The organism is Streptomyces sp. 2131.1, from assembly GCF_900105515.1.
In the GTDB taxonomy this organism is placed as follows: Bacteria; Actinomycetota; Actinomycetes; order Streptomycetales; family Streptomycetaceae; genus Streptomyces; species Streptomyces drozdowiczii.
Window position 1 is genome coordinate 627,232 of the sequence record NZ_FNSY01000001.1, and the last position, 22,319, is coordinate 649,550.

Below are 22,319 nucleotides of genomic sequence, written 5' to 3' on the forward strand. Positions count from 1 at the left end.
GGCCGCCGTCGCGCCCGCGGCCCCTCCGGACGACTGTCCCGAGGGGCCGCGGGCGGGCGTTCCTACGCGTCCGTGCGGATGACGACCGCGAGGGTGCGCGGGCCGTGGACTCCCTCGACCCGTTCCAGTTCGATGTCGGACGTGGCCGAGGGGCCGCTGATCAGGGTGGTGGGGCGCTCCGGCACCAGCCGGGCCACCGCTTCCGGTACACCCACCTCGACGGTCGACAGGTCGACGACGCACACATGGAGGTCGGGCACCAGGGACAGCGCACGGCGCCCCTGGTCGGGCGAGCCGTCCAGGAAGATGGTGCCGGTCTCGGCGCAGCTGACGGCGGACGCGGTGACGACGCCGTCGAGGACGTCCAGGCCGGGCGCCGGGATGTCCTCGGAGTCCTGCCGCACCTCGCCGTCGTACGCGGTCAGCCAGGCGGGGTCGAGCCCCTGGGGCACGCCGATCCGCGTGGCGCCCTGCTGCCGCAGCACCTCGGCGAGGACCTGGGCGGTCCGGTCGGCGGTGCAGGGGTGGACCTGCGCCTTGTAGTCGACGAGGCGGTCGGTGAAGAGCGCGAGGCGCTCCTCGTCGGGGAAGGTTCGCCCGGTGCGGTAGGCACGCGGTACGGGGGTGTCCTCGGCGGGTGCGAGGGCGAGCGCGTCCCGGATGCGGCCGAGCACGGTCTCACGGGCGGTGGTCACTTGCCGTCCTCCTGCTGCTGGTCACGGGTGTGCTCGGCGGACGCCTCGCGCATGGCCGCCGCGCCTTCGGCCGAGGCGAGCCACGCGCGGAAGCTCTGCTTGGGCGGGGCGGGGGTGTCGCGGCTGTCGCTCCAGCCGTTGAGCGGGGGCGGCAGCGCCGGGAGCTTCCCGTCCCGGGCCAGGGCGCGGCCGAGGCGTGACGCCTTCTGCGCGGCCGTGTACACCTTGGGCCGGCTCATCACCGCGCCCGCCGCCTTCATGGCCAGCTTCTCGGCCGTCGTGCCGGACTGCTCGGTGTGCTGGTGGCGCAGTTCGACCAGGAGCGACGGGATGTCGATCTTGACGGGGCAGGCGTCGAAGCAGGCCCCGCAGAGGCTGGAGGCGTACGGCAGCGAGCTGTTGGGGTCGTCCTTGGCGGCGTGCATGCCGGCGAGCTGCGGGGTCAGCACGGCACCGATCGGTCCGGGGTAGGTGGACCCGTAGGCGTGGCCGCCGGCCCGCTCGTACACCGGGCAGACGTTGAGGCAGGCCGAGCAGCGGATGCAGTTGAGGGCCTCGCGCCCGATGCGGTCCGCGAGGGCCGCGGTCCGGCCGTTGTCGAGGAGGACCAGGTGGAAGGTCTGCGGCCCGTCCCCGGGGGTGACGCCGGTCCACATCGAGGTGTACGGGTTCATGCGCTCGCCCGTGGAGGAGCGCGGCAGGAGCTGGAGGAAGACCTCCAGGTCCTGATAGCGCGGGAGGACCTTCTCGATGCCCATGACGGTGATCAGAGTGTCGGGGAGGGTCAGGCACATGCGGCCATTGCCCTCGGACTCGACGACGGAGAGGGTGCCGGTCTCGGCGATGCCGAAGTTGGCCCCGGAGACGGCCACCTTGGTCGTCATGAACTTCTCGCGCAGGTAGGCGCGGGCGGCGCCGGCCAGGTGCGCGGGAACGTTGTCCAGGGACGGGTCGACGCCGGGGATCTCCTTGAGGAAGATCTCCCGGATCTCGTCCCGGTTGCGGTGGATCGCGGGGACCAGGATGTGCGAGGGCTTGTCATGGGCGAGCTGCACGATCAGCTCGGCGAGGTCGGTCTCGTGCGCGGTGATGCCGAGGGATTCGAGGTGCTCGTTGAGCCCGATCTCCTGGGTGGCCATCGACTTGACCTTGATGACCTCGTCGCTGCCCGTCTCCCGGACCAGCCGGGCGACGATCTCGTTGGCCTCGACGCCGTCGCGCGCCCAGTGGACGGTGCCGCCGCGCGCGGTGACGTTGCGCTCCAGCTCCTCCAGGAGTTCGGGGAGCCGGTTCATGGTGTCGGTCTTGATGGCCGATCCGGCGTCGCGCAGCTCCTCCCAGTCGGGCAGCTCGCCGGTGACGTGCAGGCGCTTGGCGCGGATGGTGTGCGTGGCGCGGCCGAGGTTGCTCCGCAGCTGCTCGTTGCGCAGCTCGTCGTGGGCGGCGGCGGGGAACTTGCGGTCGCCGCGCAGGTTTCCGGTGCCGTACGGGGAGCGGGGCGGGGTCGCGGGCATGCCGAGAAACGTCGCGCTCATCGGGCGGCCTCCGTCAGGACGTACGGCGAGGTGCGGGTGGAGGAGAGGATCTGCGCCAGGTGCAGGGTGCGGGCACCGGCCTTGATCCGGGAGAGCCCGCCGCCGATGTGCATCAGGCAGGACGAGTCGCCCGCGGTGCACACGGCGGCGCCGGTCGAGGTGACGTTACGCATCTTGTCCTGGAGCATCGCGGTCGAGGTCTCGGCGTTCTTCACGGCGAAGGTGCCGCCGAACCCGCAGCAGGAGTCCGCCTCGGGCAGCTCGACTAGGTCGATGGAGTCGACGGCCCGCAGCAGCCGCAGCGGCTTGTCCCCGACCCGGAGCATCCGCAGCGAGTGGCAGGTGGGGTGGTAGGTGACCCGGTGCGGGAAGTAGGCACCGACGTCGGTCACGTCGAGCACGTCGACCAGCAGCTCGGAGAGTTCGTACGTCTTCGCCCTGACGGTGGCGACCCCGGCGCGCAGGGCCGCGTCCCCGTACCGCTCGGCGACGAGTTCGTGCTGGTGGCGGACCGAGCCGGCGCAGGAGCCCGACGGCATGACGACGGCGTCGATGGAGGCGTCGCCGAACTGGTCGGCGAAGTTGCGCACCAGCGGGACCGGCTCGCGCTGGTAGCCGGTGTTGACGTGCATCTGGCCGCAGCAGGTCTGGCCCGGCGGGAACACCACCTCGTGGCCCAGGCGGGCCAGCAGCACCGCGGTGGATTTCACCGCCTCGGGGAAGAGCGTGTCTCCCAGACAGGTGGCGAAGAGTCCGATACGCATGGAGTCTCCCCGATCGCAAGTTGTGGTCCGACCATACTACCCTCTGGCCGATTTCGTCAGGCTTGCACACGCTCCGTCCAACCCCTCTCGGACGTGGAGTGACCTGCCCGGCATTTGGTCTGACCTTATTGACATACGACATCTCCGGTGTCCTACTGATCGCTGAATCAGCTGCGTCACTCAGCGAGGAGTAATTCCGTGGCTTCCGCACCACCGGCCGGCGTGCCGGCTTCGTACACGCCCGATGTTCACGCCATCGGGGGCAGCCTCCTGGCGACCGCGCTGGTGAGCCTGGTCCCGCTCGCCGTGTTCTTCGTGCTCCTGATGGCGGCGAAGCGCTCGGCACTGGTGTCCGCGCTGGGCTCGGTCGTCACGGCGCTGCTCGTCGCGGTGATCGGCTTCGGGATGCCGGTCGGACTGGGACTGCTCTCGGCGTCCCAGGGGCTCGTCTTCGGCCTCTTCCCGGTGATGCTGATCGTCGTCGCGGCCATCTGGTTCTACGAACTCACGGTCGTCAGCGCCCGGTTCGAGGATCTCCGGCGTTCGTTCAGCGCCGTCGGCCGGGGCGACCTGCGCGTGCAGGCGATGCTCATCGCGTTCTGCTTCGGCGGCCTGCTGGAGGCGCTGGCCGGCTTCGGCGCGCCCGTCGCCATCACGGCCGTGATGTTGCTGGCCCTCGGGCTGCCCCCGGTCAAGGCGGCGGTGACCGTGCTCCTCGCCAACACCGCGCCGGTCGCGTTCGGCGCCATGGCCATCCCGGTCACCACGGCCGGCAACCTCACCGGCATCCCCGCCGAAGACATCGCCTCGGTCATCGGCCGCCAGTCGCCGCTGCTCGCGGTCTTCGTACCGCTGCTGCTGCTGTTCGTCGTGGACGGCATCCGCGGCGTCCGTCAGCTGTGGCCGATCGCCCTGGTGACCGGTGGCGTCTTCGCCCTGACCCAGTTCTGGTGCGCCAACCACTTCGCGTACGAGCTGACCGACGTGGTCGCCTCGCTCGTCGGGTTCGGCGTCGCCGTGCTGATGCTGCGCTTCTGGAAGCCGCGCACCCCGGACGACCAGCGTTCCCAGGTGGAGAACGAGCCGCTCACCCGGCGCCGGGTCACCTACGCCGTCCTTCCGTACCTCCTGGTGATCGCGGTTTTCGGCATCGCCAAGCTGAACGTGGGCGGGCTGGACGTCCCCGAGGCGCTGAGCCACGCCAACCTCAGGATCGAGTGGCCGGGCCTCCACGGCGAGCTGATGACCACCGGCGGGACGCCGTCGTCCAGCGCGGTCTACACGCTGGAGGTCCTGGGCAACCCGGGGACCCTGCTGATCCTCTCGGGCATCCTGGTCACGCTGATCTACCGCTTCGCCAAGGACCGCGACACGTACCCGATGAGCGCGGGCACGGCGCTGTCGGCGGCGGGCCGGACGCTGGAGAACATGCGGACCGCCATCGCGACGGTCGCCACGGTGCTGGCGCTGAGCTACGTGATGAACCAGTCCGGCCAGACCGTCGCCATCGGCACCTGGCTGGCCACGGCGGGCGGCCTCTTCGCCCTGCTCTCGCCGGTGCTCGGCTGGCTGGGTACGGCCGTGACCGGCTCCGACACCTCCGCCAACGCGCTGTTCGCCAACCTCCAGCAGACGGCCGGGCAGACCGCGGGGATCGACCCGACGCTGCTCGTCGCGGCGAACACCTCCGGCGGCGTGGTCGCCAAGCTGGTGAGCCCGCAGAACCTGACGATCGCCGCCACCGCGGTCGCGATGCAGGGCTCGGAACGCATCCTGCTGCGCAAGGTCGCCGGATACAGCCTGGCCATGCTGGCCGTCCTCTGCGTCCTGGTCTACCTGCAGTCCACGGCCGCGCTCTCCTGGATGCTGCCGTAGGACCGGGGCGGCGGGGTGCTACTCGGCGCCCTCGCCGCCGGTCCGTTCGTCGTCGACCAGCGTGCCGTGGAAGCCGCGGATGTGGAGCTCGGCGAGATCGGCCGCCTCCTCGCCGTGCCCGGTGCGCACCAGCCGCAGCATCTCGGCGTGCTGGGCGTTGAGCCGGGTCCGGGTGGCGGGCCAGTCGTCCACCTCTTCGAGGGCGCGCAGGATGAGGGGCCGCACGGACTCCCGGACCGCGGCCGTCAACGTGGAGGTGAGCGCGTTGCCCGAGCTGCTCGCCACCTCGACGTGGAACTGCGTGTCGAGCTCGTTGAACTCCTCGGGCCCGATGTCCTCCCGCGACATCCGGTGGACCACGTCGGCCGCCGCGTCCAGGTCCTCCTCGGACGCGTGCTCCGCGGCGGTCGCGAAGCTGGAGCGCTCCAGGGCGACCCGGGCCTCCATCACGTCGTGGAGGCTGTAGCTGCCCAGGGCGAAGTGCAGGCGCAGCAGCCGCCCGAGCGCGTCGTCCGGGTTGCGCACGATCCGGGCCCCGGAATCATGGCCCCGGCCGGGCTGGGCGACCAGCACACCGATGGTCTCCAGCACGCGGAGCGCTTCCCGGAGCGCGGACCGGCTCACCCCGAAGACCGGGGCGAGCTCGCGCTCGGGCGGCAGCCGGTCCCCGGCCCTCAGCTTCCCGGCGAAGACCTGCTCCTCGATGCTCTGGAGCACGAGTTCATGGGTCCGGGCCTGCCGCACGGGCTGCCACTCGACAGGCATCCGCTCCTCCACTCCCCGTCCGGGCGTATGCGTACATCCCGACTATGTCACACACGCCATGTGGTCGGACCGCAAGCGAGGAGCGCGGTGATCAGTAGGTGACGGTGATACGGCGGGCCGTGCCGTCCACCCGGACCCGGCCGCCGAACGGGATGATGGCCTGCGGGTCGGTGTGGCCGCAGTCGACGTCGAAGACGGCCATGGTGCCGGGTGCGTACTCCGCGAGGGCGCGCAGCACCGCCTCCCGCTGCTGCCGCCGGTACAGCGCACCGGCTTCGGCGTCGAGCGGCTTGTCGAAGGACCAGTTCTTGGCGCGCGCCATCAGCAGGGCGGGGAACCGCCGCAGCAGTCCCCGCTCCCCCATGTTGCGCAGGATCCGGTACACCTCGTCGGCGCTCGGCAGCTCCTCGGAGGTTTCGAGGAACAGCACCCGGCCGTCGTACGCCTCCGGCGGCAGGATCTCCCGGTCGGCCATCAGCATCCAGGCCAGGATCTCCAGGTTGCCGCCCCAGCTCGCCCCCTCCACCACCCGGTGCGGGTTGTGCCAGGTCCAGCCGTCGGCGGGGAGCAGGTCGGGCTCCTGCTCGAAGGTGTGCGGGTCCTTCCAGTCCCGGTCGACGCTGCCGCTCTCCTTCGCGGGCGCCAACTCGTACTCGCCGTGGGTGAAGAGCGCGGCCCGCAGTGACTCGGCCGTCTGCGGGTGCAGCGCGCCGGGCCGGCCGAACTCGACCATGAGCGAACCGCCGTGGTAGCCGACGATGCCGAGGTTGTCGAGCAGCACCAGCAGGTTGGTGTTGTCGCTGTAGCCGAAGAACGGCTTGGGGTTGGCCCGCAGCAGTTCGCGGTCCAGGTGGGGCAGCAGCGTGATCTGGTCGTCGCCCCCGATGCTGGCTATGACCGCCTTGATCTCCGGGTCGGCGAAGGCCGCGTGGAGGTCGGCGGCGCGCTGCTGCGGCGTGGAGCCCATCTTCCGGGTCGCGGGGTATTCCACCGGCTCCAGGCCGAAGTCCTCGCGGAGCCTGCGCAGTCCCAGTTCGTACGGCAGCGGGAGGAGGCCGGGAAGTCCGGAGGAGGGCGAGAGCACGGCGACGCGGTCGCCGGGCCGGGGCTTGGAGGGATACGAAGATGTCATCCGGTGAGCTTAGGCAGCGTCCCCGGGAACGACCTCCGGATTTTCCCCACCGGGACGCAACGGGCCGGCCGGGGTGCCCTGGTGGAAGTACATCCGCCAGGCGCCGCCGCTGCGGCGCCACACCGAACTGCGCCTGAACAGAAGGCCGTCGCGCACGGTGGCGTACGTCAGATGGACCAGGTCCGGGGCCAGCAGCCGGCCGGAGAGGTCGGTGACCTCCGGGCCGGGACCGTACTCCTCGACGGCGGAGGTGACGGCGAGGATGGAGGCGCGGTCATAGCGGCGTCCGGACGCGCCGAATTCGGTGAACTCCGGGTCGAGCAGCTCGCTCACCGCCTCGGGTGACGCCCGCACCTCGGGTTCGAGCAGCCGCAGTTCGCCCCGCATGGCGGCCCGTACGGCCCGCCCCTCCTCGTCGCTGAGTTTCATGCGGCCCGACTCTACGTCGACGATGTGCGGTGTCAGACCAGGACCAGCAGGTCCATCCAGCTGACGGCGGGCCGGTCCGGCTCCTGTTCCGCCGCCGTCCGCAGCCGGCGCATCCCGCGCTCGAACTCCTCGTCGTCCAGACCGCGCAGCTTGGCGTCGGTGTCCCGCCTGATCCGGTCGGCGAACTCGGCGAGGCTCGGCGCGCTCTCCTGCGGTACGGCGTGCAGCGCGACGCGGGTGAAGCCGGCCCCGGCGAACGCGGCGCACGTCTGCTCCACGGTCGGGTAGCCGTCGACGATGCGCTCGGCACCGGGGAAGAACCGAACCCGCAGGTCACGGGCGCACCTGCCGGGGAAGGAGTTGCGGACGAGCACCGGGGCGCCGGGCTTCAGCGCCCTGCGCAACTCCCGCGCGGCGGCGGCCAGGTCACCGATGTGGTGGACGACCGAACCGAGCCAGGCCGCGTCCGCGCAGCCGTCCGGCACGGGCAGCGCCTCGGCCCGCCCGTCCAGCGCCTCGATCATTTCGTGGCGGGGGATCAGCTCCCGCATGGCGTGGGCCGGTTCCACGGCCAGCACCCGGACACCGAACCAGTCGGCGAACGCGGAGGCGAAGGAGCCGGTTCCCGCGCCCACGTCAAGGACGGTGGCACCGGGTGCGAGGTCCACCTCCGCGGCAACGGCGGCGCGCCATGCGGTCAGCCCGTCGCGCGGAATCTCACGGGCGAGGCGGTAGTCCTCGGCGAAACGACGGTCGGGAGCGGTCGCTTCCATGGGCCCTCACTTCCGGGGGCGCTCAGGCCGGTCCGCCGCGCCTCGTGGGCGGATGTTAGCTACTGGCCCTTCAGTTGTCTAGACCAAGGGTGGTGGAGGTCGGCCGCCCCTGCTGCCCGAGAATCCGTCCACCCAGTTCATAGGATTCTCAGGCAACCCGGATACGGTGTCGGCGTGACCCAGACGAGCCCGCCCGGCTGGCATCCAGACCCCGGGTATTCAGGATTTGGCCCCCGCCAGGAGCGCTGGTGGGACGGCACCCAGTGGACCGACCACCTGCGCGTACCACCGGCGGCCGCCCGCAGCCGACGCATACGCATGGGGGCCGGCATCACCGCGGCCGTGGTGGTGCTCGCCGCTGTCGGGGGTGGTGTCTATCTGCTCAACGACGACTCGGGCGGCAGTAACGATTCCGCCTCCTCCCCGTCGGCGTCCCCGTCCCCCGGTCCCGACCGGCAGCGCGGCGGACCCGGCGACAGCGGCGGAAACGGTGACGACCGCGGTGACGGTGGCAGCAGCGGCGGCAGCGAGTCGCCCGAGCAGGACCAGCCGGAGATCGAAAAGGGTTACGCGACGGACCTGGCCAGCGGCATCAGCATTCCGGTGCCCGCCGGCTGGAAGGGCGAGTCGGGCATGGGCGCCGGGGTGACCACCGGTTCGTACGCCTGCCCGGGCGACACCGGCGAGAAGTGCGTGCGCGGCGGGGTGTTCTCCGCCCCCGCCGAGGCGCTGAAGCTGACGACCAAGACCGCGAAGGCCACCGCCGAGAAGGACATCGAGGCCAACGCCGAAGCGTCCTACGGCGAGAAGATCTACGGCGGCATCACCTCGCACGAGGAGCTGAAGTCCGAGGCGGTGACCGTCGCCGGGCAGCAGGGCTACCGGGTCCGCTGGAAGGTGGTGACCAAGAACGGCGACGACGGCTACGTCGAGTCGCTGGCCTTCCCCTCCCCGCTGGCCAAGGACATGCTGGTGGTGGTCCGCTCGGGCTTCGACATCAACGCCAAGGCCCCCGCGCTCTCCGTCCTCGACGACATGACCAAGGGCATCAAGGCGGCCTCGGGCGGCGGTACCGGCGGCGGCGGTACCGACGCCTGACCGTCCGAAGGTCAAGGCCGGTACAGAGCCGGACCGCACGGCCCCGGGTGCGCCCCCGGGGCCGCGGGCGGTCCGGCTGAGTACCCGGGCCGCTCGCTTCTGAGTACGTCACCCGATCCCCAGCCCGGCCGGCCCCGCTGGAATGGGGTCATGGCTCCCGACGCACAGCGCCTCCGCATCCGGCACGTCACCAGCGCCGGCACGACCCTGGCCCTTTCGCTCGCCCCGCTCGTGATCGGTGTGCTGTTCGCGCGCACGATGACCCTGGACCCGCACACGCCGGTGAACGCCCTGATCACCAGGGGTGGCAGGGGCGCGGTCCCGTCGCCCGCGCAGTGGGGCGGCTGCGGCCGGACCGCGCTGCGCCGGTGCCGGAGCGCGTGCCGCCCCCTCGCCCGGCCGAAAATCCGGTTCCCTCGCGTGCGCCGCCTTCCCTAGACTCGCCCCACACCGCGCGCCGGCCGTCCGCCGTCGCGTCCGCCGTGACCGTTGAGGGGAGACCGCCGTGCGCCACCGCACCGCCGCCGTCGTCCCCCCGTCGCGGTTCGAGGTGATCCTGGTGTCTCGTACCGCCCGGCGCCGGCTGCGCGGCCGGCCCCGGACCCCGTGACGAACACCCGGGCCTCTCAAGTCTTCTGACTCGTTGTCACCGCCCCCCGCACGGGAGCGGTGACGGGCTCCGCAGGCCCCTCTCCGGGCCGGTTCGTCCGGGCATCGCGCCGTCTTCTTCCGGATCATCCCGAAAGGCCACCGGCCGTGCGTACCCACCAGAACCGTTCCGTCGTCGCCGCACTCGACACCGTCCGCAACCTGGGCATCCTCGCCCACGTCGACGCCGGCAAGACCACCGTCACCGAGCGCATCCTGTACACCACCGGCACCACCCACAAGCGCGGCGAGGTGCACGACGGGACGACCATCACGGACTTCGACTCCCAGGAACGCGACCGGGGCATCACCATCTTCGCCGCGGCCGTCAGCTGCACCTGGGCCGGTCACCGCATCAACCTGATCGACACCCCGGGGCACGTCGACTTCGCCGACGAGGTCGAGCGTTCGCTGCGGGTGCTCGACGGCGCGATCGCGGTGTTCGACGCGGTGGCAGGGGTCGAGCCGCAGAGCGAGTCGGTGTGGCACCAGGCGGACCGGCACGCCGTCCCGCGCATCGCCTTCGTGAACAAGCTGGACCGGGCCGGCGCCGACCTGGACAGCGCGGTCGCCTCCATCCGGGAGCGGCTGCACACCGTTCCGCTCGTGGTGCAGCTGCCCATCGGGGCGGAGGACGCCTTCCGCGGAGTGGTCGACCTGGTGCGCATGCGGGCCCTGGTGTGGGCGGACGGCGCCGACACGTACGAGGAGGGCGAGGTGCCCGACGGGCTCCGCGAGGAGGCGGCCCGGCGCCGGCGGCTCCTGGAGGAGGCGGTGGCGGAGCTGCACCCGGCGGCGCTCGAGGAGTTCTGCGTCCGCTCCGAGCTCTCGGCGCGGACGCTGGCCGGGGCGCTGCGCGACCTGACGCGCACCGGCGAGGGAGTGGTGGTGCTGTGCGGTTCGGCGTACCGGAACCGGGGTGTCGAACCGTTGCTGGAGGCGGTCGTCGCGTACCTGCCCTCCCCTCTCGATGTGCCGCCGGTACGCGGCATGCTCGACGGGGCGGAGCAGGAGCGGGCCGCCGATCCGGAAGGGCCGTTCGCCGCGCTGGCGTTCAAGGTGAACGCGACCGCGACCGGCCGGCTGACCTATCTGCGCGTGTACTCGGGGACGATCGGGAAGGGGGAGACGGTGCTGGACGCGAGCACCCGGCGCGGTGAGCGCGTCGGCCGCATCCTGCGGGTCCAGGCGGACCGGCATGTGGACGTGGACGCGGCGGTGGCGGGCGACATCGTCGCGGTCATCGGCCCCAAGGCCGTCCGCCCCGGTGCCACGCTGTGCGCTCCCGGCGCCCCGCTGGTCCTGGAACCGCCCACGGTGGCCGACCCGGTCGTGTCCGTGGCGGTCGAGGCGAAGCGGAGCACGGACACGGAGCGGCTGATGGCCGCGCTGGTCCGGCTGGCCGAGGAGGACCCGTCGCTGGTGGTGCGTACGGACCCCGAGACCGGTCAGACCGTCCTCTCGGGCATGGGCGAACTGCATCTGGAGGTGGCCGCGGAGAAGATCCGCCGTGACCACGGTCTGGACGTAGGAATCGGCCGGCCACAGGTCGCGCACCGGGAGGCGCTGGTGCGCGGGGTGTCCGGGCTGGTCTACCGGCACGTCAAACAGGACGGCGGGGCCGGGCAGTTCGCGCATGTCGTCATCGACGTCGAACCGCTGGAAGCCACCGGCGGGGACGGCGGCGAGGGGGCCGCGGGGTTCGCGTTCCGTTCGGCGGTCGTCGGCGGCCGGGTGCCGCAGGAGTACGTGCGGGCGGTCGAGGCGGGCTGCCGGGACGCGCTGGCCGAGGGTCCGCTCGGCGGGCATCCGGTGACCGGGGTGCGGGTGACGCTGACCGATGGCGCCACCCATCCCAAGGACTCCTCGGAGATGGCGTTCCGCACGGCCGGGCGCTTCGCGCTCCGGGAGGCGCTGCGGGCCGGCACGACGGTGCTCCTGGAGCCTGTCGTCGAGGTCACGGTCACCGTGCCCGGTGACGCGGTCGGCGGGGTGCTCGGCGACCTGGCCGCCCGGCGCGGCCGGGTCTCCGGGTCCACCACGCGGGGCGGCGCGGCGGTGGTGACGGCGACCGTGCCGCTGGCCGAGCTGTTCGGTTACGCGACACGGCTGCGGAGCCGTACGCAGGGCCGGGGCACGTTCACCACCCGGGCCACGGGGTACGCGCCGGCCCCGGCCGTCACAGCCACCGGGACCGGCTGACGGAAACGGGTCCCGCCCGCCTCATCGGCGGGCGGGACCTGTCGTCGTCGCGGCCGGGGTCAGGCTCCCGGTACGGGGTACGTCGGGTACTCGACGCCGGAGACGTGCTGCACGACCCGGATGACCTGGCACGAGTAGCCGAACTCGTTGTCGTACCAGAGGTAGAGGATCGCGTTGTCGCCGTCGACCTGGGTGGGTCCCGCGTCGACGATGGAGGCGTGGCGCGAGCCGATGAAGTCGCTCGACACCGCGTCCGGGGCGGTCGTGAAGTCAATCTGGCGCTTCAGCGGGGAGGTGAGCGACACCTCGCGGAGGTGGTCGAGGACCTCTTCGCGGGTGGCCTCGCGGCCCAGCTTCAGGCTGAGGATCGCGATCGAGACGTCCGGCACCGGGACGCGGATCGAGCTGCCCGTGATCGTCGCCTCCAGGTCGGGCAGGGCCTTCGCCACGGCGGAGGCGGCACCCGTCTCGGTGATGACCATGTTGAGCGGCGCGGAGCGGCCACGGCGGTCGGAGCCGTGGTAGTTGTCCAGCAGGTTCTGGTCGTTGGTGAACGAGTGGATGGTCTCCACGTGTCCGCGCAGCACCCCGTACTCGTCGGCCATCGCCTTCAGCGGCGGCACGATCGCGTTGGTGGTGCAGGACGCGCAGGAGATGATCTGCTCGTCCGGCTTGATCATGTCGTGGTTGACGCCGTGCACGACGTTGAGGACGTCGCCCTTGCCGGGCGCGGTCAGGACGACCTTGGCGACACCGGGCCGCAGGTGCTTCGAAAGGCCCTCGCGGTCGCGCCACTTACCGGTGTTGTCGATGAGGATGGCGTCGTCGATGCCGTACGCCGTGTAGTCGACCGACGTCGGGTCGTCCGAGTAGATGACCTGGATCTCGTTGCCGTTGGCGATAATCCGGTCGTTGGCCTCGTCCACGGTGATCGTGCCCTGGAACTGGCCGTGGATGGAGTCGCGGCGCAGCAGCGAGGCACGCTTGACGATGTCCTGGCCCGCGCCCTTGCGGACCACGATCGCGCGCAGCCGCAGGCCGTTGCCGGAGCCCGCCTTCTCGATGAGCAACCGGGCCAGGAGGCGGCCGATGCGGCCGAATCCGTAGAGGACGACGTCGCGCGCCTCGCGGCGCTCGATCTTGTTGTCCCCCGTGGCGCCGGCGACGGCCTCCGCGGTGAACTCGGCGGCGGTCAGGCCCCGGTCGTCGGCCTTGTGCAGGGCGGCGAGCATGCCGATGTCGATCTGGGAGGGGCCGAGGTCCAGCGTGGTGAGGGCCTGGAGGAAGGGCAGGGTCTCGGTGACCGAGAGCTCCGCGCCGTCGATCTGCCGGGCGAATCGGTGGGTCTTGAGGATGCTCACCACCGATTTGTTCACCAGCGAGCGGCTGTGCAGGAGGACGGTGACGTCCCGCTCGCGGTGCAGCTTCCCGATGATCGGAATCATCGACTCCGCGATTTCCTCGCGGTTCTTCCAGTTGGTGAACGCGTCGTCATTGACAGTCACAGGTTTATCTTTCGAGCTAGGAGGCGCTCATATGGTAACCGGACCTTCATTCGAGCACTCACCCGGTCCGACCTCCGCCCTCACGCCTCGACGCGCACCGGCCGACCCGTGCGCAGCGACCGGTCGGCGGCCTCCGCGATCAGCAGCGCGGCCAGCGCGTCGCCCCCGGTGCAGGGGCTCGGCCGCAGTCCCGAGGCGACCTCTGTGAACGCGGCCATCTCGGCGACGTATGCCTCGTGGAAGCGGCTGAGGAACCCGTCGTACGGAGCGGCGGAGGACACCGCGCCGGTGGTGGTCCGCAGCGGGGCGCGCTCGTCGTATCCGGTGGCCAGGGTGGAGCGCGAGCCGGCGACCTCCATGCGCACGTCGTAGCCGGCGCCGTTGTAGCGGGTGGCGGTGCAGCTGACCAGGGTGCCGTCGTCGAGCGTGAGGACGGTGACGGCGGTGTCGACGTCCCCGGCCGCGGCGAACGCCGGATCGCCCCGGTCGGCCCCGGTGGCGCTGACCTCGACGACCTCACGGCCGGTGACCCAGCGCACGCTGTCGAAGTCGTGCACGGCGCAGTCGCGGAAGATGCCGCCGGAGAGCGCCAGGTATCCGGCCGGCGGCGGCGCGGGATCGGCGGTGCACGCCCGTACGGTGTGCAGCCGGCCCAGGTCCCCGGCGGCGACCGCGTCGCGCAGGGCGGCGTAGCCGGCGTCGAAGCGGCGCTGGAAGCCGACCTGGAGCGGCACCCCGGAGCCGGACAGCTCGGCGAGCAGGGCGCGGGTCGCCGCGGGGCCGACGGCGATCGGCTTCTCGCAGAAGACGGGTACCCCTGCGGCGGCGGCCGCGCGGACGAGCGTGTCGTGGACGGCGGTGGGGGCAGCGACCACGACCCCGTCCAGACCGGAGCCGAGCAGCCCGTCCAGGTCGCCCGCCCAGTCGGCGCCGATCTTCCCGGCCAGTTCGCGGGCCTGCTGCTCGACGGCGTCGTGCAGGACCAGGCGGCCGACCGCGGGCAGGGCGGCGAGGGTGGCGGCGTGGAACGCGCCGATGCGGCCGGTTCCGATGAGTCCGATGCGCATGCGCGGTGCCTCCGGGTCGGGAAGGGGCCGGCTGGCCGATGCCCCTGATCTTCGTCCTTGTATCCTCGCCGATCACGCATAGGGAGCCCGGCGTGGAACCGCTCACCAGGCTGCACCATCGACCGGACCAGCCCGGTTCCGCTGTACTTCCAGTTCGCCCAGCAGCTCCAACACCTCATCGAGACCGGCGTGTTGGCGCCCGGAGCGCCGGCGGGTGGAGCTGACCGGCCTCTACGGGGATCTGCAACGCGAGAACCGCCGCCCGCGCACCGAGGTCCTGTCGCTGCGCACCCGGCCCGCCGAGGGGCGGATCGCCTCGGCCCTCCGCCTCGGACCCGGGGCGGACACGCTCGTGCTGCGCCGGCTGCGGTACGCGGACGACGAGCCCATGGCGCTCCCGGAGAACCACCTCCCGGCCGGCCTGCTGGACCCGGGCGAGAAGGAGCTCTCGGCGCACGGCCTGTACGCCCTGTTCCGGCGGGCCGGCCTCGCCCTGCGCTCCGCCGAGCAGACCATCGGGGCCCGCCGGGCCACAGCGTCCGAGGCCCGGCTGCTGGCGGAGGCGCGCGGCGGCGCCCTGCTCACCATGGCGCGCACGGTCCTGGGCGACGGGGGCGCCCGGTGGAGTTCGGCTCCCACCTCTACCGGGCGTCCCGGTACTCCTTCGAGATGACGCCGACAGGCTCCTGACGGGATCGGGCAGCTACTGAAGCGGAAGCTGTCCGCCTTGTTTACATCGATGTACATGCGGCTTTACTGTTTCGCCGTCAGCAGCCCCACTCGGCCACCCCCCACGCCTCCGTGCCCCGAGGAAGGAAGCCCGTGCTCTCCTTGCGCCGACCCCCCGGACCCGCATCTCACCGCTCCCCCGCGCCGACCGGCCGCCTCGCCCGCTGGGCGGCGCGCGCCGCCGCCCCGGTCCTGGCCGCGGCAATCGGCCTGTCCTCCGGCCCCGCTTCGGCCGCTCCCGCGGCCTCCCTTTCCGCACCCGCCGTCGCCGCGGCCAACGGCACGCCCCTGGGCAGTGGCACCGGCCTCTACCCCAGGGCCATCCGGCTGGAGCACAACGGCGCCGCCAACGGCCGGGTGCTCGCGAGCGTCGTGAGCTTCAAGGGCAACAACGGCATCGGCGCCATCCACGAGAGCACCGACGGCGGGGCGACCTTCCGGCAGGTGGGCAGCGTGGCCGACCCGGAGTCGTCGGGCGGACAGGGCCTGTGCTGCTCCACCCTCTTCGAACTCCCCCGGCAGGTCGGCATGTTGGCGCCCGGGACCCTGCTGTGGGCCGCCTCATCCGGCGCGGACGAGCAGAACCGGCGCATGGCGCTGCGCGTCTGGCGGAGCAACGACGTGGGCCGGACCTGGTCCTACCTGTCCACCTGCGCCACCGCGAACGGCACGGGCGGGCTCTGGGAGCCCGAGTTCTCCGTCGCCGCCGACGGTGCACTCGTCTGCCACTACGCGGACGAGACGGACCCGGCGCACAACCAGAAGCTCGCGGCCGCCCGCAGTCACGACGGGGTCACCTGGCAGGACCGCCGCGACACGGTCGCCAGCTCCTGGGAGCCGGACCGGCCCGGCATGCCCATGGTGCGCCGGCTGCCGAACGGCACGAACTTCATGAGCTACGAGATCTGCAATCCCGGCGGCCAGTACCAGTGTGTCGTGCACTACCGGACCTCCCCCGACGGCTGGAACTGGGGCGACCCCGCCTCGCTCGGCTACCGCCCGGAGACCGTGGACGGCAAGTACTTCCGCGCCGCGCCCACCATCGCCTGGGCCCCCGCGCCGGGCGGCGGCGCGAACGGCCGGCTCCTCCTGATCGGCCAGCAGCTCCTCAACCGCGACGGCACCCCCGCCGCCGACAGCGGGCGCACGATCCTCGCCAACACGGAGAACGGCACCGGCCCGTGGTATGAGATCGAGGCCCCCGTGGAGGTCGCGGCACCGACCGCCACGTACTGCCCGAACTACAGCTCCCCGCTGCTGCCTTCGGCCGACGGCCGCACCGTCCTTGAGATCGCGACGGACTGGGACGGCGGGGTCTGCCGCCCGTACGTGGCCACCGGGCCGGTCACCGGCAGCGGTGACGCGGCCGGGGTCGCGGACGGGGCGCGGTACCGGCTGGTGAACGCCAACAGCGGCCACTGCCTGGACGTCGCCGCCGACTCACGGGACGCCGGCGGCAACGTACAGCAGTGGACCTGCAACGGCCTCGGCCCGCAGGCGTGGACGCTGCGGTCGCACGGCGACGCCTTCACGCTCACCGGTGTCAACAGCGGCTACTGCCTGGACGTGGAGAACGGCTCCGCCACGCCCGGCGCCAACGTCCGGCAGTGGTACTGCAACGCGGCGACGGCCCAGGACTGGCGGCTTCAGAACGCCGGACGGGGCTACTACCGCCTGGTCGTGAAGTCCTCCGGGCAGTGCCTGGACGTGTCGCAGGGCTCCCGTACGGCGGGGGCCAACGTCCAGCAGTGGACGTGCAACGGCCAGCAGCCGCAGCTCTGGCGGCTCGAACGGGTCTGACGACGACGGATTGCCCGCCCCCCTCCCGGCGGAGGGGGCGGGCATCCGTGGTGCGCTGCCGTCAGCCGGCGTCCGGTCCCTCGATCGCGGCGGGCCGCAGCTGGGCCTCCCGTATACGGGCGATGTCCAGCTTGGTGCCCCGGTCGAAGCGGTAGACGCCGTTCTGCTCCTGGAAGACGTCGGTCAGCTGGGTGTAGCAGTAGCCGAACATGTCCGGGTCCTCCAGCAGCGCACCGGTCAGGCCGGCGAACCGCTCGTGGAACTCGTCCTCGGCGCGCACCCGGTCGCCGTAGCCCCAGGAGACCGTACGGTCGCTGCCGGACTGTTCCGCGGCGGCCTCCGGGTCCCACCAGATCCCGCCGAACTCGCTGACGAAGTACGGCTGCCCCCGGTACGGCTGCGAGTACGGGGCGCCGTTCTCGTACGTGTTGACGAACGGCTCCCCCTCGGCGAGTCCGGAGACCAACTGCCGGAAGGCGGCCGGGTCCTGCTCGTAGGTGTGGGAGTCGTAGATGTCGGTCTCCAGGACCCGGTGCGCGTAGCCGGAGGCGTCGATCACCGGGCGCGAGGCGTCCATGGCCTTGGTGGCGAGGAACATCGCCCGGGTCACGTCGTCGAGCTGGGTGATCCGGTCGTGGAGCTTCTGGTACGTCTCGTTGAGCGGGCACCAGCCGATGATCGAGGGGTGCGAGTAGTCGCGCTCCACCGCTTCGAGCCACTGGGCCACGAACGACGCGTCCGGCCGCTGGTTGTCGCCGGAGGAACCGCCGGTCTCGCAGCCCCAGTCGCCGAACTCGCCCCACACCAGGTAGCCGAGCCGGTCGGCGTGGTGGAGGAAGCGCTCCTCGAAGACCTTCTGGTGCAGCCGGGCGCCGTTGAAGCCGGCTTCCATGGCCAGTTCGATGTCGCGGACCAGGGCCTCGTCGGAGGGGGCGGTCATCAGCCCGTCCGGGTACCAGCCCTGGTCGAGGACGAGGCGCTGGAAGCGGGGGCGGCCGTTGAGGAGGACGGCCTTGCCCCGGATGCCCACCGCGCGCAGGCCCGCGTAGCTCTCGACGGTGTCGGCCGCCTCGCCGTCGGGGCGGAGGAGTTCGAGGCGCAGCCCGTACAGGTGGGGGTCCTCGGGGCTCCACTCGCGGCGCCGGTCCTGCGGGACGGGCAGGTGCAGGCGGGGTGCGAGGTCGAGGTCGGCGCGGGCCTCGGCGCGGCAGACCTCGCCGGTGTCGTCGCTGAGGACGGCGCGCACCCGGAGGCCGGGGCGGTTGGCGGACAGGGGCAGTTCGAGGTGGAAGGCGCTGCCGGCGAGGTCGGGGGTGATGCGGGGGCGGCGCAGGTGGGCGTCGGTGACCGGCTCGGCCCAGACGGTCTGCCAGATCCCTGTCGTACGCGTGTAGCTGCAGTCGTGGTTGGCGTACTGGACGGCCTGCTTGCCGCGCGCCTGCGGGCCGGACTTCGGGTCGCGGGCGCGGACGGTGATCTCCACCTCGCGTCCGGCCGGGGCGAGTTCGCCGAGGTCGGCGGTGAAGGGGGTGAACCCGCCGCGGTGGCGCACGACTTCGGTGCCGTCCACCCAGACGGTGGTGTCGTGGTCGACGGCCCCGAAGTGCAGCAGGACCCGGCGGCCGGCCCACTCGGCGGGCGGGGTGAACCGGCGCCGGTACCAGACGGCCTCCAGGAAGTCGGTGTTGCCGACGCCGGACAGCTCGGACTCGGGGGCGAAGGGTACGAGGATCTCGCCGGTCAGGTCGCGGTCGAGGAGGCCCCGTTCGAGACCGCTGTCCCCCTGGTCGGTCTCGAACTGCCAGGTCCCGTTGAGGTTGAGCCAGTCGCGCCGTACGAACTGCGGGCGCGGGTACTCCGGACGGGGGACGGAGGGGGTGTGCACAGGTACTCCAGGTGGATCGTGGTGGCGGCCGGGAGGCGGGCGCCGGGGCAGGGACAGTCGGGCGGGGTCAGCCGCCGCCGAGGCCGGTGGTGGCGACGGAGTTGACGATGCGCCGCTGGAAGAGCAGGAACATCACGATCAGTGGGAGCGCGGCCAGCAGGGCGGACGCCATGGACTGGGCGTACTGGATGCCGTACGCGTCCTTCACGGTGGCGAGGCCGACCGGGAGCGTCATGAGGTCCGGGTCGTTGGTGACGATGAAGGGCCACATGAAGTTGTTCCACGCGCCGATGAACACGAAGATCGCGACGGCGGCGACGATCGGCCGGGACAGCGGGAGCACGATGGATGTGAAGACCCGCAGTTCGGAGGCGCCGTCGATGCGCGCGGCGTCCTCCAGTTCGCGGGGTATCCCGTCGAAGAAGCGCTTCAGGATGAAGACCATCATGGGTGCGACGACCTGCGGCAGGATGACCGCCGTGTAGGTGTCGACGAGGTGGAACATCGTCATCTGCTCGAAGAGCGGGACGATGAGGAGCTGTGGCGGCACCATGATCGCGGCGACGGTGATCGCGAGGAGGGCGCGGCGGCCGCGGAAGGTGCCGCGCGAGAATCCGTACGCGGCGAGCGTCGAGACGGCCGTGGTGAGCACGGTGACGAGGACGGATATGAACAGGCTGTTGAACGCCCAGGTCGGCACGTTCCCCCGGTCCAGGATCTGCCGGTAGGCGGAGAGCGTCAAGGCGCCCTTGAACGGCGAGAGCCCCGACCTCATCACGTCCTGCTCGCTCTGGAGCGAGGTGGCGACGGCCCAGAGGAAGGGCAGCAGCCAGACGACGGCGAGGACGGTCAGCGTGCTTCCGGCGAGCACCTTCGGCAGGCGCCCGTGGCCGAGCAGCAGGGGCGAGCCGGACTCCTCGCGGCGTGGCCGGCGCGGCCGGCGCACGGGGGTGGAGATGGCGGACACGGTCAGCCCTCCTGACGGAAGAAGCGGAGTTGCAGGACGGAGACGACGATGACGATCGCGAAGAAGATGTAGCTGACCGCGGAGGCGTAGCCCAGCCGGTATCCGGTGAACCCGACGTCGTAGACGTACTCCAGGATCGGGCGGGTCGAGCCGTTGGGGCCGCCCTTGGTGAGGATGTAGATCTGGTCGAACACCTTGAGCGACGCCAGGACTTGGAGCATCGCGACCAGCACGGTGGTGTGGCGCAGCTGCGGCAGCGTGACGGACCACAGCCGCCGCCAGGCGCCCGCGCCGTCGAGCGCGGCGGCCTCGTCGTAGGTGACGGGCAGGGACTGCAGGGCGGCCAGGTAGAGCAGGAAGTTGAAGCCGACGGTCCACCAGACGGTGAGCGCGGCGACCGACCACATCGCCACCGACTCGTCGGAGAGCCAGCCGACGGGCTCCATTCCCAGCGAGGTCAGCAGTTGGTTGCCGAGGCCGATGTCCGGCTGGTAGAGCCACGTCCAGATGAGCGTGACCACCGTGACCGGCAGCAGGTACGGGGCGAAGTAGGCCAGCCGCCACACCCACTGGCCGGCCAGTCCGCTGTGCACGAGCAGCGCCATGCCCAGGGCGACCAGGACGAGCGGTACGCAGGAGATGAGGGTGAAGAAGGCGGTGTTGCCGAGGCTGCTCCAGACGTCCGGGTCCCCGAACGCCTCGGTGTAGTTGGCGAATCCGACGAACTCGGTGCCGCGCAGGCTGAGCGAGGCGTCGGTGAGGCTCATCCAGAGGCCCTGGACGACGGGCCAGACCAGGAAGAGCGCGAAGACGACCAGGAACGGCAGGACGAACAGCCCGCCGCCCCGGGTCAGCGAGCGGCGGCGCCCGGGGGCAGCCGGTTTCGCGGAGGGGGGCTGCGGGGGCGCCGCGGCTCCGGCGGGCGCGGTGGTGGTCACGATGCGGCTCCTTCGGCTGTCGTCAGGCGACCGGGTTGGGCCGGCGCAGCAGGGTGTCCGCCTCGCGGACCATCTGCCGTACCGCCTTCTCGGCGGAGGTGTTGCCCAGCAGCGCCGACTGGAGCGGCTGGCACATGCGGTTCTGGAAGTTGCCGCCGGCTCCGGCGAACCAGTTCGGCGGGTCGAGCACGGCGATCTCGCCGGCGGCCGCGTAGGACGACTGGGGGTCGAGCTTCGCGTACTCGGGGCGGGCCTGCACCGGCAGGTAGGCGGGGATGTGGCCCGCGCTCGCCCAGGTCAGGCTCTGCTTGACGATCTCGGCGATGTACCGGTGGGCCTGCCGGCGCCGGGCCGGGTCCGGGTCGCTCTGGTGCGGCAGGACGAAGCTGTGCGAGTCGGCGTAGACGGCCGGGCGGGCGAAGACCTGCGGGAAGGGGGCGGCGCCGAGGTGCTTGATGCCGGACTTGCGGAACGTGGGCAGCTCCCACTCCCCCGCCATGATCATGCCGCCCCGGCCGTCCATGAAGGCGGCCATCGCGCCGTTGTAGTCGAGGTTGTTGGGGTTGGTGCGCCCGTCGAAGAGCTGCTTCATGAAGGTCACGGCCTTCACCGCGGCGTCGATGTCGATCTTCGGCGGCCCGCCGTCGGGCAGCGTGAAGGAGGCGCCGGTCTGGGCGTACAGCGCGGCGAACTGGCGCCAGCTCTGGGCGGTGTCGGTGACATGGCCGAAGAGCACACCGGACTTGCCGGTGACCTCGGCGAGCTTCTTGCCGGCGTCCAGGAACGCCTCGGGCGATCCCATCGGCGCCAGGTGGCCGGAGGGGTCGAGCAGACCGGCCTTGTCGGCCACGTCCTTGTCGTAGAAGACGATGAAGGGGTGGACGTCCAGCGGGACCGCGTAGACCGTGCCCTTGTGCTGGGCGCGCTTCCAGACGGCGGGCGCGAAGTCCTTCTCGCTGACGCCGAATTCGGCGAGGACGTCCAGGTCGAGCGGGTCGAGCAGGCCGCCGGGTGCGTAGCCGGCCAGCCGTGACAGGTGCATCACCGCGACGTCGGAGGCCCGGCCGCCGGCGGCCGACATGGCGAGTTTCGTGTAGTACGACGGGCCCCAGTCCAGGATCGTCCGGTCCACGTCGAAGCCGTCGGCGCCCTTCGAGACGGTGGCGATCATCTCGTCCATGAGCATGCCGTCGCCGCCCTGGAACAGGTCCCAGACCTTCAGCGCGGACGCCTCACCGGCGCGGGCCGGCGAGGCGCAGCCGGTGAGCGGGCCGGCCGCCAGCAGCGCGGCCGCTCCGGCGGTCCCGTAACGCAGCAGCTCACGGCGGCCGAGGCCGGGCGACCGGTCCGGGTACCGGGCTCCGGGCAGCCCTCGTGCGGGAGGTGCAGAGTTCATCACTGACCTTTCGACGCCGGACGACGTGCCCGGCCGACGGCAGGCCATCGGCACGGCAGCCGTCGGCCGCCCGTGCACATCGGGGGTGATCCGCGCCGGTCTCCCGATGCGGTGCC

18 protein-coding genes and 1 pseudogene are annotated in these 22,319 nt (G+C 71.9%); 6 read left to right on the top strand and 13 right to left on the bottom strand.

What is annotated here, in order from left to right; all coding sequences use genetic code 11:
• Window positions 1-62: 62 nt before the first annotated feature.
• Genes BLW14_RS03045 through BLW14_RS03055 form a run of 3 tightly spaced genes read right to left on the bottom strand, consistent with a single transcriptional unit; the run spans window position 63 to window position 2,994 of the window.
• The gene (locus tag BLW14_RS03045; RefSeq protein WP_093704026.1) at window positions 63-695 is read right to left on the bottom strand and encodes a LutC/YkgG family protein; all 633 of its coding nucleotides are present in this window, start codon (window positions 693-695) and stop codon (window positions 63-65) included.
• Window positions 692-2,230 carry a LutB/LldF family L-lactate oxidation iron-sulfur protein gene (locus BLW14_RS03050; RefSeq protein WP_093704028.1) on the bottom strand — a complete coding sequence of 513 codons (1,539 nt, stop codon included), beginning with the start codon at window positions 2,228-2,230 and terminating at the stop codon, window positions 692-694. The genes BLW14_RS03045 and BLW14_RS03050 overlap by 4 nt, the downstream gene beginning before the upstream one ends.
• A complete protein-coding gene (locus BLW14_RS03055; RefSeq protein ID WP_093704030.1) occupies window positions 2,227-2,994 on the bottom strand; it encodes a (Fe-S)-binding protein in 768 nt (255 codons plus the stop codon). The genes BLW14_RS03050 and BLW14_RS03055 overlap by 4 nt, the downstream gene beginning before the upstream one ends.
• 198 nt (window positions 2,995-3,192) lie before the next feature.
• Between BLW14_RS03055 and BLW14_RS03060 the strand changes: the two genes are divergently transcribed.
• Complete coding sequence (locus BLW14_RS03060) at window positions 3,193-4,869, top strand: L-lactate permease (RefSeq protein ID WP_093704032.1); 1,677 nt, start codon at window positions 3,193-3,195, stop codon at window positions 4,867-4,869.
• Between the two features lie 18 nt (window positions 4,870-4,887).
• On the opposite strand, the gene BLW14_RS03065 is transcribed toward BLW14_RS03060, so the two are convergent.
• The 4 genes from BLW14_RS03065 to BLW14_RS03080 all read right to left on the bottom strand — a co-directional run bounded on the left by BLW14_RS03065 (window position 4,888) and on the right by BLW14_RS03080 (window position 7,968).
• Entirely contained in the window at window positions 4,888-5,634 is a 747-nt protein-coding gene (locus BLW14_RS03065; RefSeq protein ID WP_093704034.1) for a FadR/GntR family transcriptional regulator, read from the bottom strand.
• A gap of 91 nt (window positions 5,635-5,725) precedes the next feature.
• On the bottom strand, window positions 5,726-6,766 hold the full coding sequence (locus BLW14_RS03070) for a S66 family peptidase (RefSeq protein ID WP_093704036.1): 1,041 nt from the start codon (window positions 6,764-6,766) through the stop codon (window positions 5,726-5,728).
• Between the two features lie 9 nt (window positions 6,767-6,775).
• Window positions 6,776-7,195: a nuclear transport factor 2 family protein gene (locus BLW14_RS03075; protein WP_177153887.1), complete on the bottom strand. Its 420-nt coding sequence runs from the start codon at window positions 7,193-7,195 to the stop codon at window positions 6,776-6,778.
• A 32-nt stretch (window positions 7,196-7,227) separates the two neighbouring features.
• A complete protein-coding gene (locus BLW14_RS03080; protein WP_093704037.1) occupies window positions 7,228-7,968 on the bottom strand; it encodes a class I SAM-dependent methyltransferase in 741 nt (246 codons plus the stop codon).
• A gap of 174 nt (window positions 7,969-8,142) precedes the next feature.
• Between BLW14_RS03080 and BLW14_RS03085 the strand changes: the two genes are divergently transcribed.
• The 3 genes from BLW14_RS03085 to fusA all read left to right on the top strand — a co-directional run bounded on the left by BLW14_RS03085 (window position 8,143) and on the right by fusA (window position 11,916).
• Entirely contained in the window at window positions 8,143-9,066 is a 924-nt protein-coding gene (locus BLW14_RS03085; protein ID WP_093704039.1) for a DUF2510 domain-containing protein, read from the top strand.
• A gap of 150 nt (window positions 9,067-9,216) precedes the next feature.
• Window positions 9,217-9,504: a hypothetical protein gene (locus tag BLW14_RS03090; protein WP_093704041.1), complete on the top strand. Its 288-nt coding sequence runs from the start codon at window positions 9,217-9,219 to the stop codon at window positions 9,502-9,504.
• Window positions 9,505-9,822: 318 nt separating this feature from the next.
• Window positions 9,823-11,916, top strand: coding sequence for an elongation factor G (gene fusA, locus BLW14_RS03095; protein WP_093704043.1), 2,094 nt, complete (start codon window positions 9,823-9,825; stop codon window positions 11,914-11,916).
• Window positions 11,917-11,975: 59 nt separating this feature from the next.
• Here fusA and BLW14_RS03100 read toward each other — a convergent pair whose 3' ends face one another.
• Window positions 11,976-13,421, bottom strand: coding sequence for a glyceraldehyde-3-phosphate dehydrogenase (locus BLW14_RS03100; RefSeq protein WP_093704045.1), 1,446 nt, complete (start codon window positions 13,419-13,421; stop codon window positions 11,976-11,978).
• Between the two features lie 80 nt (window positions 13,422-13,501).
• Window positions 13,502-14,488 (bottom strand): Gfo/Idh/MocA family protein, encoded by a 987-nt coding sequence (locus tag BLW14_RS03105; RefSeq protein WP_093704047.1) that lies wholly within the window; start codon window positions 14,486-14,488, stop codon window positions 13,502-13,504.
• A 92-nt stretch (window positions 14,489-14,580) separates the two neighbouring features.
• Here BLW14_RS03105 and BLW14_RS03110 point away from each other — a divergent pair.
• Both BLW14_RS03110 and BLW14_RS03115 read left to right on the top strand, forming a co-directional pair.
• Window positions 14,581-15,178, top strand: a pseudogene (locus tag BLW14_RS03110) (GntR family transcriptional regulator).
• A 132-nt stretch (window positions 15,179-15,310) separates the two neighbouring features.
• Window positions 15,311-17,017, top strand: coding sequence for an RICIN domain-containing protein (locus tag BLW14_RS03115; protein ID WP_093704049.1), 1,707 nt, complete (start codon window positions 15,311-15,313; stop codon window positions 17,015-17,017).
• Between the two features lie 61 nt (window positions 17,018-17,078).
• Here BLW14_RS03115 and BLW14_RS03120 read toward each other — a convergent pair whose 3' ends face one another.
• The 4 genes from BLW14_RS03120 to BLW14_RS03135 form a co-directional block, all read right to left on the bottom strand.
• Entirely contained in the window at window positions 17,079-18,902 is a 1,824-nt protein-coding gene (locus BLW14_RS03120) for a glycoside hydrolase family 2 protein (RefSeq protein WP_093704051.1), read from the bottom strand.
• Between the two features lie 67 nt (window positions 18,903-18,969).
• Window positions 18,970-19,869, bottom strand: coding sequence for a carbohydrate ABC transporter permease (locus BLW14_RS03125; RefSeq protein WP_093704053.1), 900 nt, complete (start codon window positions 19,867-19,869; stop codon window positions 18,970-18,972).
• 2 nt (window positions 19,870-19,871) lie between these two features.
• Window positions 19,872-20,807, bottom strand: a complete 936-nt coding sequence (locus BLW14_RS03130) for a carbohydrate ABC transporter permease (protein WP_093704055.1) — start codon at window positions 20,805-20,807, stop codon at window positions 19,872-19,874.
• Window positions 20,808-20,829: 22 nt separating this feature from the next.
• Window positions 20,830-22,203: an extracellular solute-binding protein gene (locus BLW14_RS03135; RefSeq protein ID WP_093704057.1), complete on the bottom strand. Its 1,374-nt coding sequence runs from the start codon at window positions 22,201-22,203 to the stop codon at window positions 20,830-20,832.
• Window positions 22,204-22,319 lie beyond the last annotated feature (116 nt).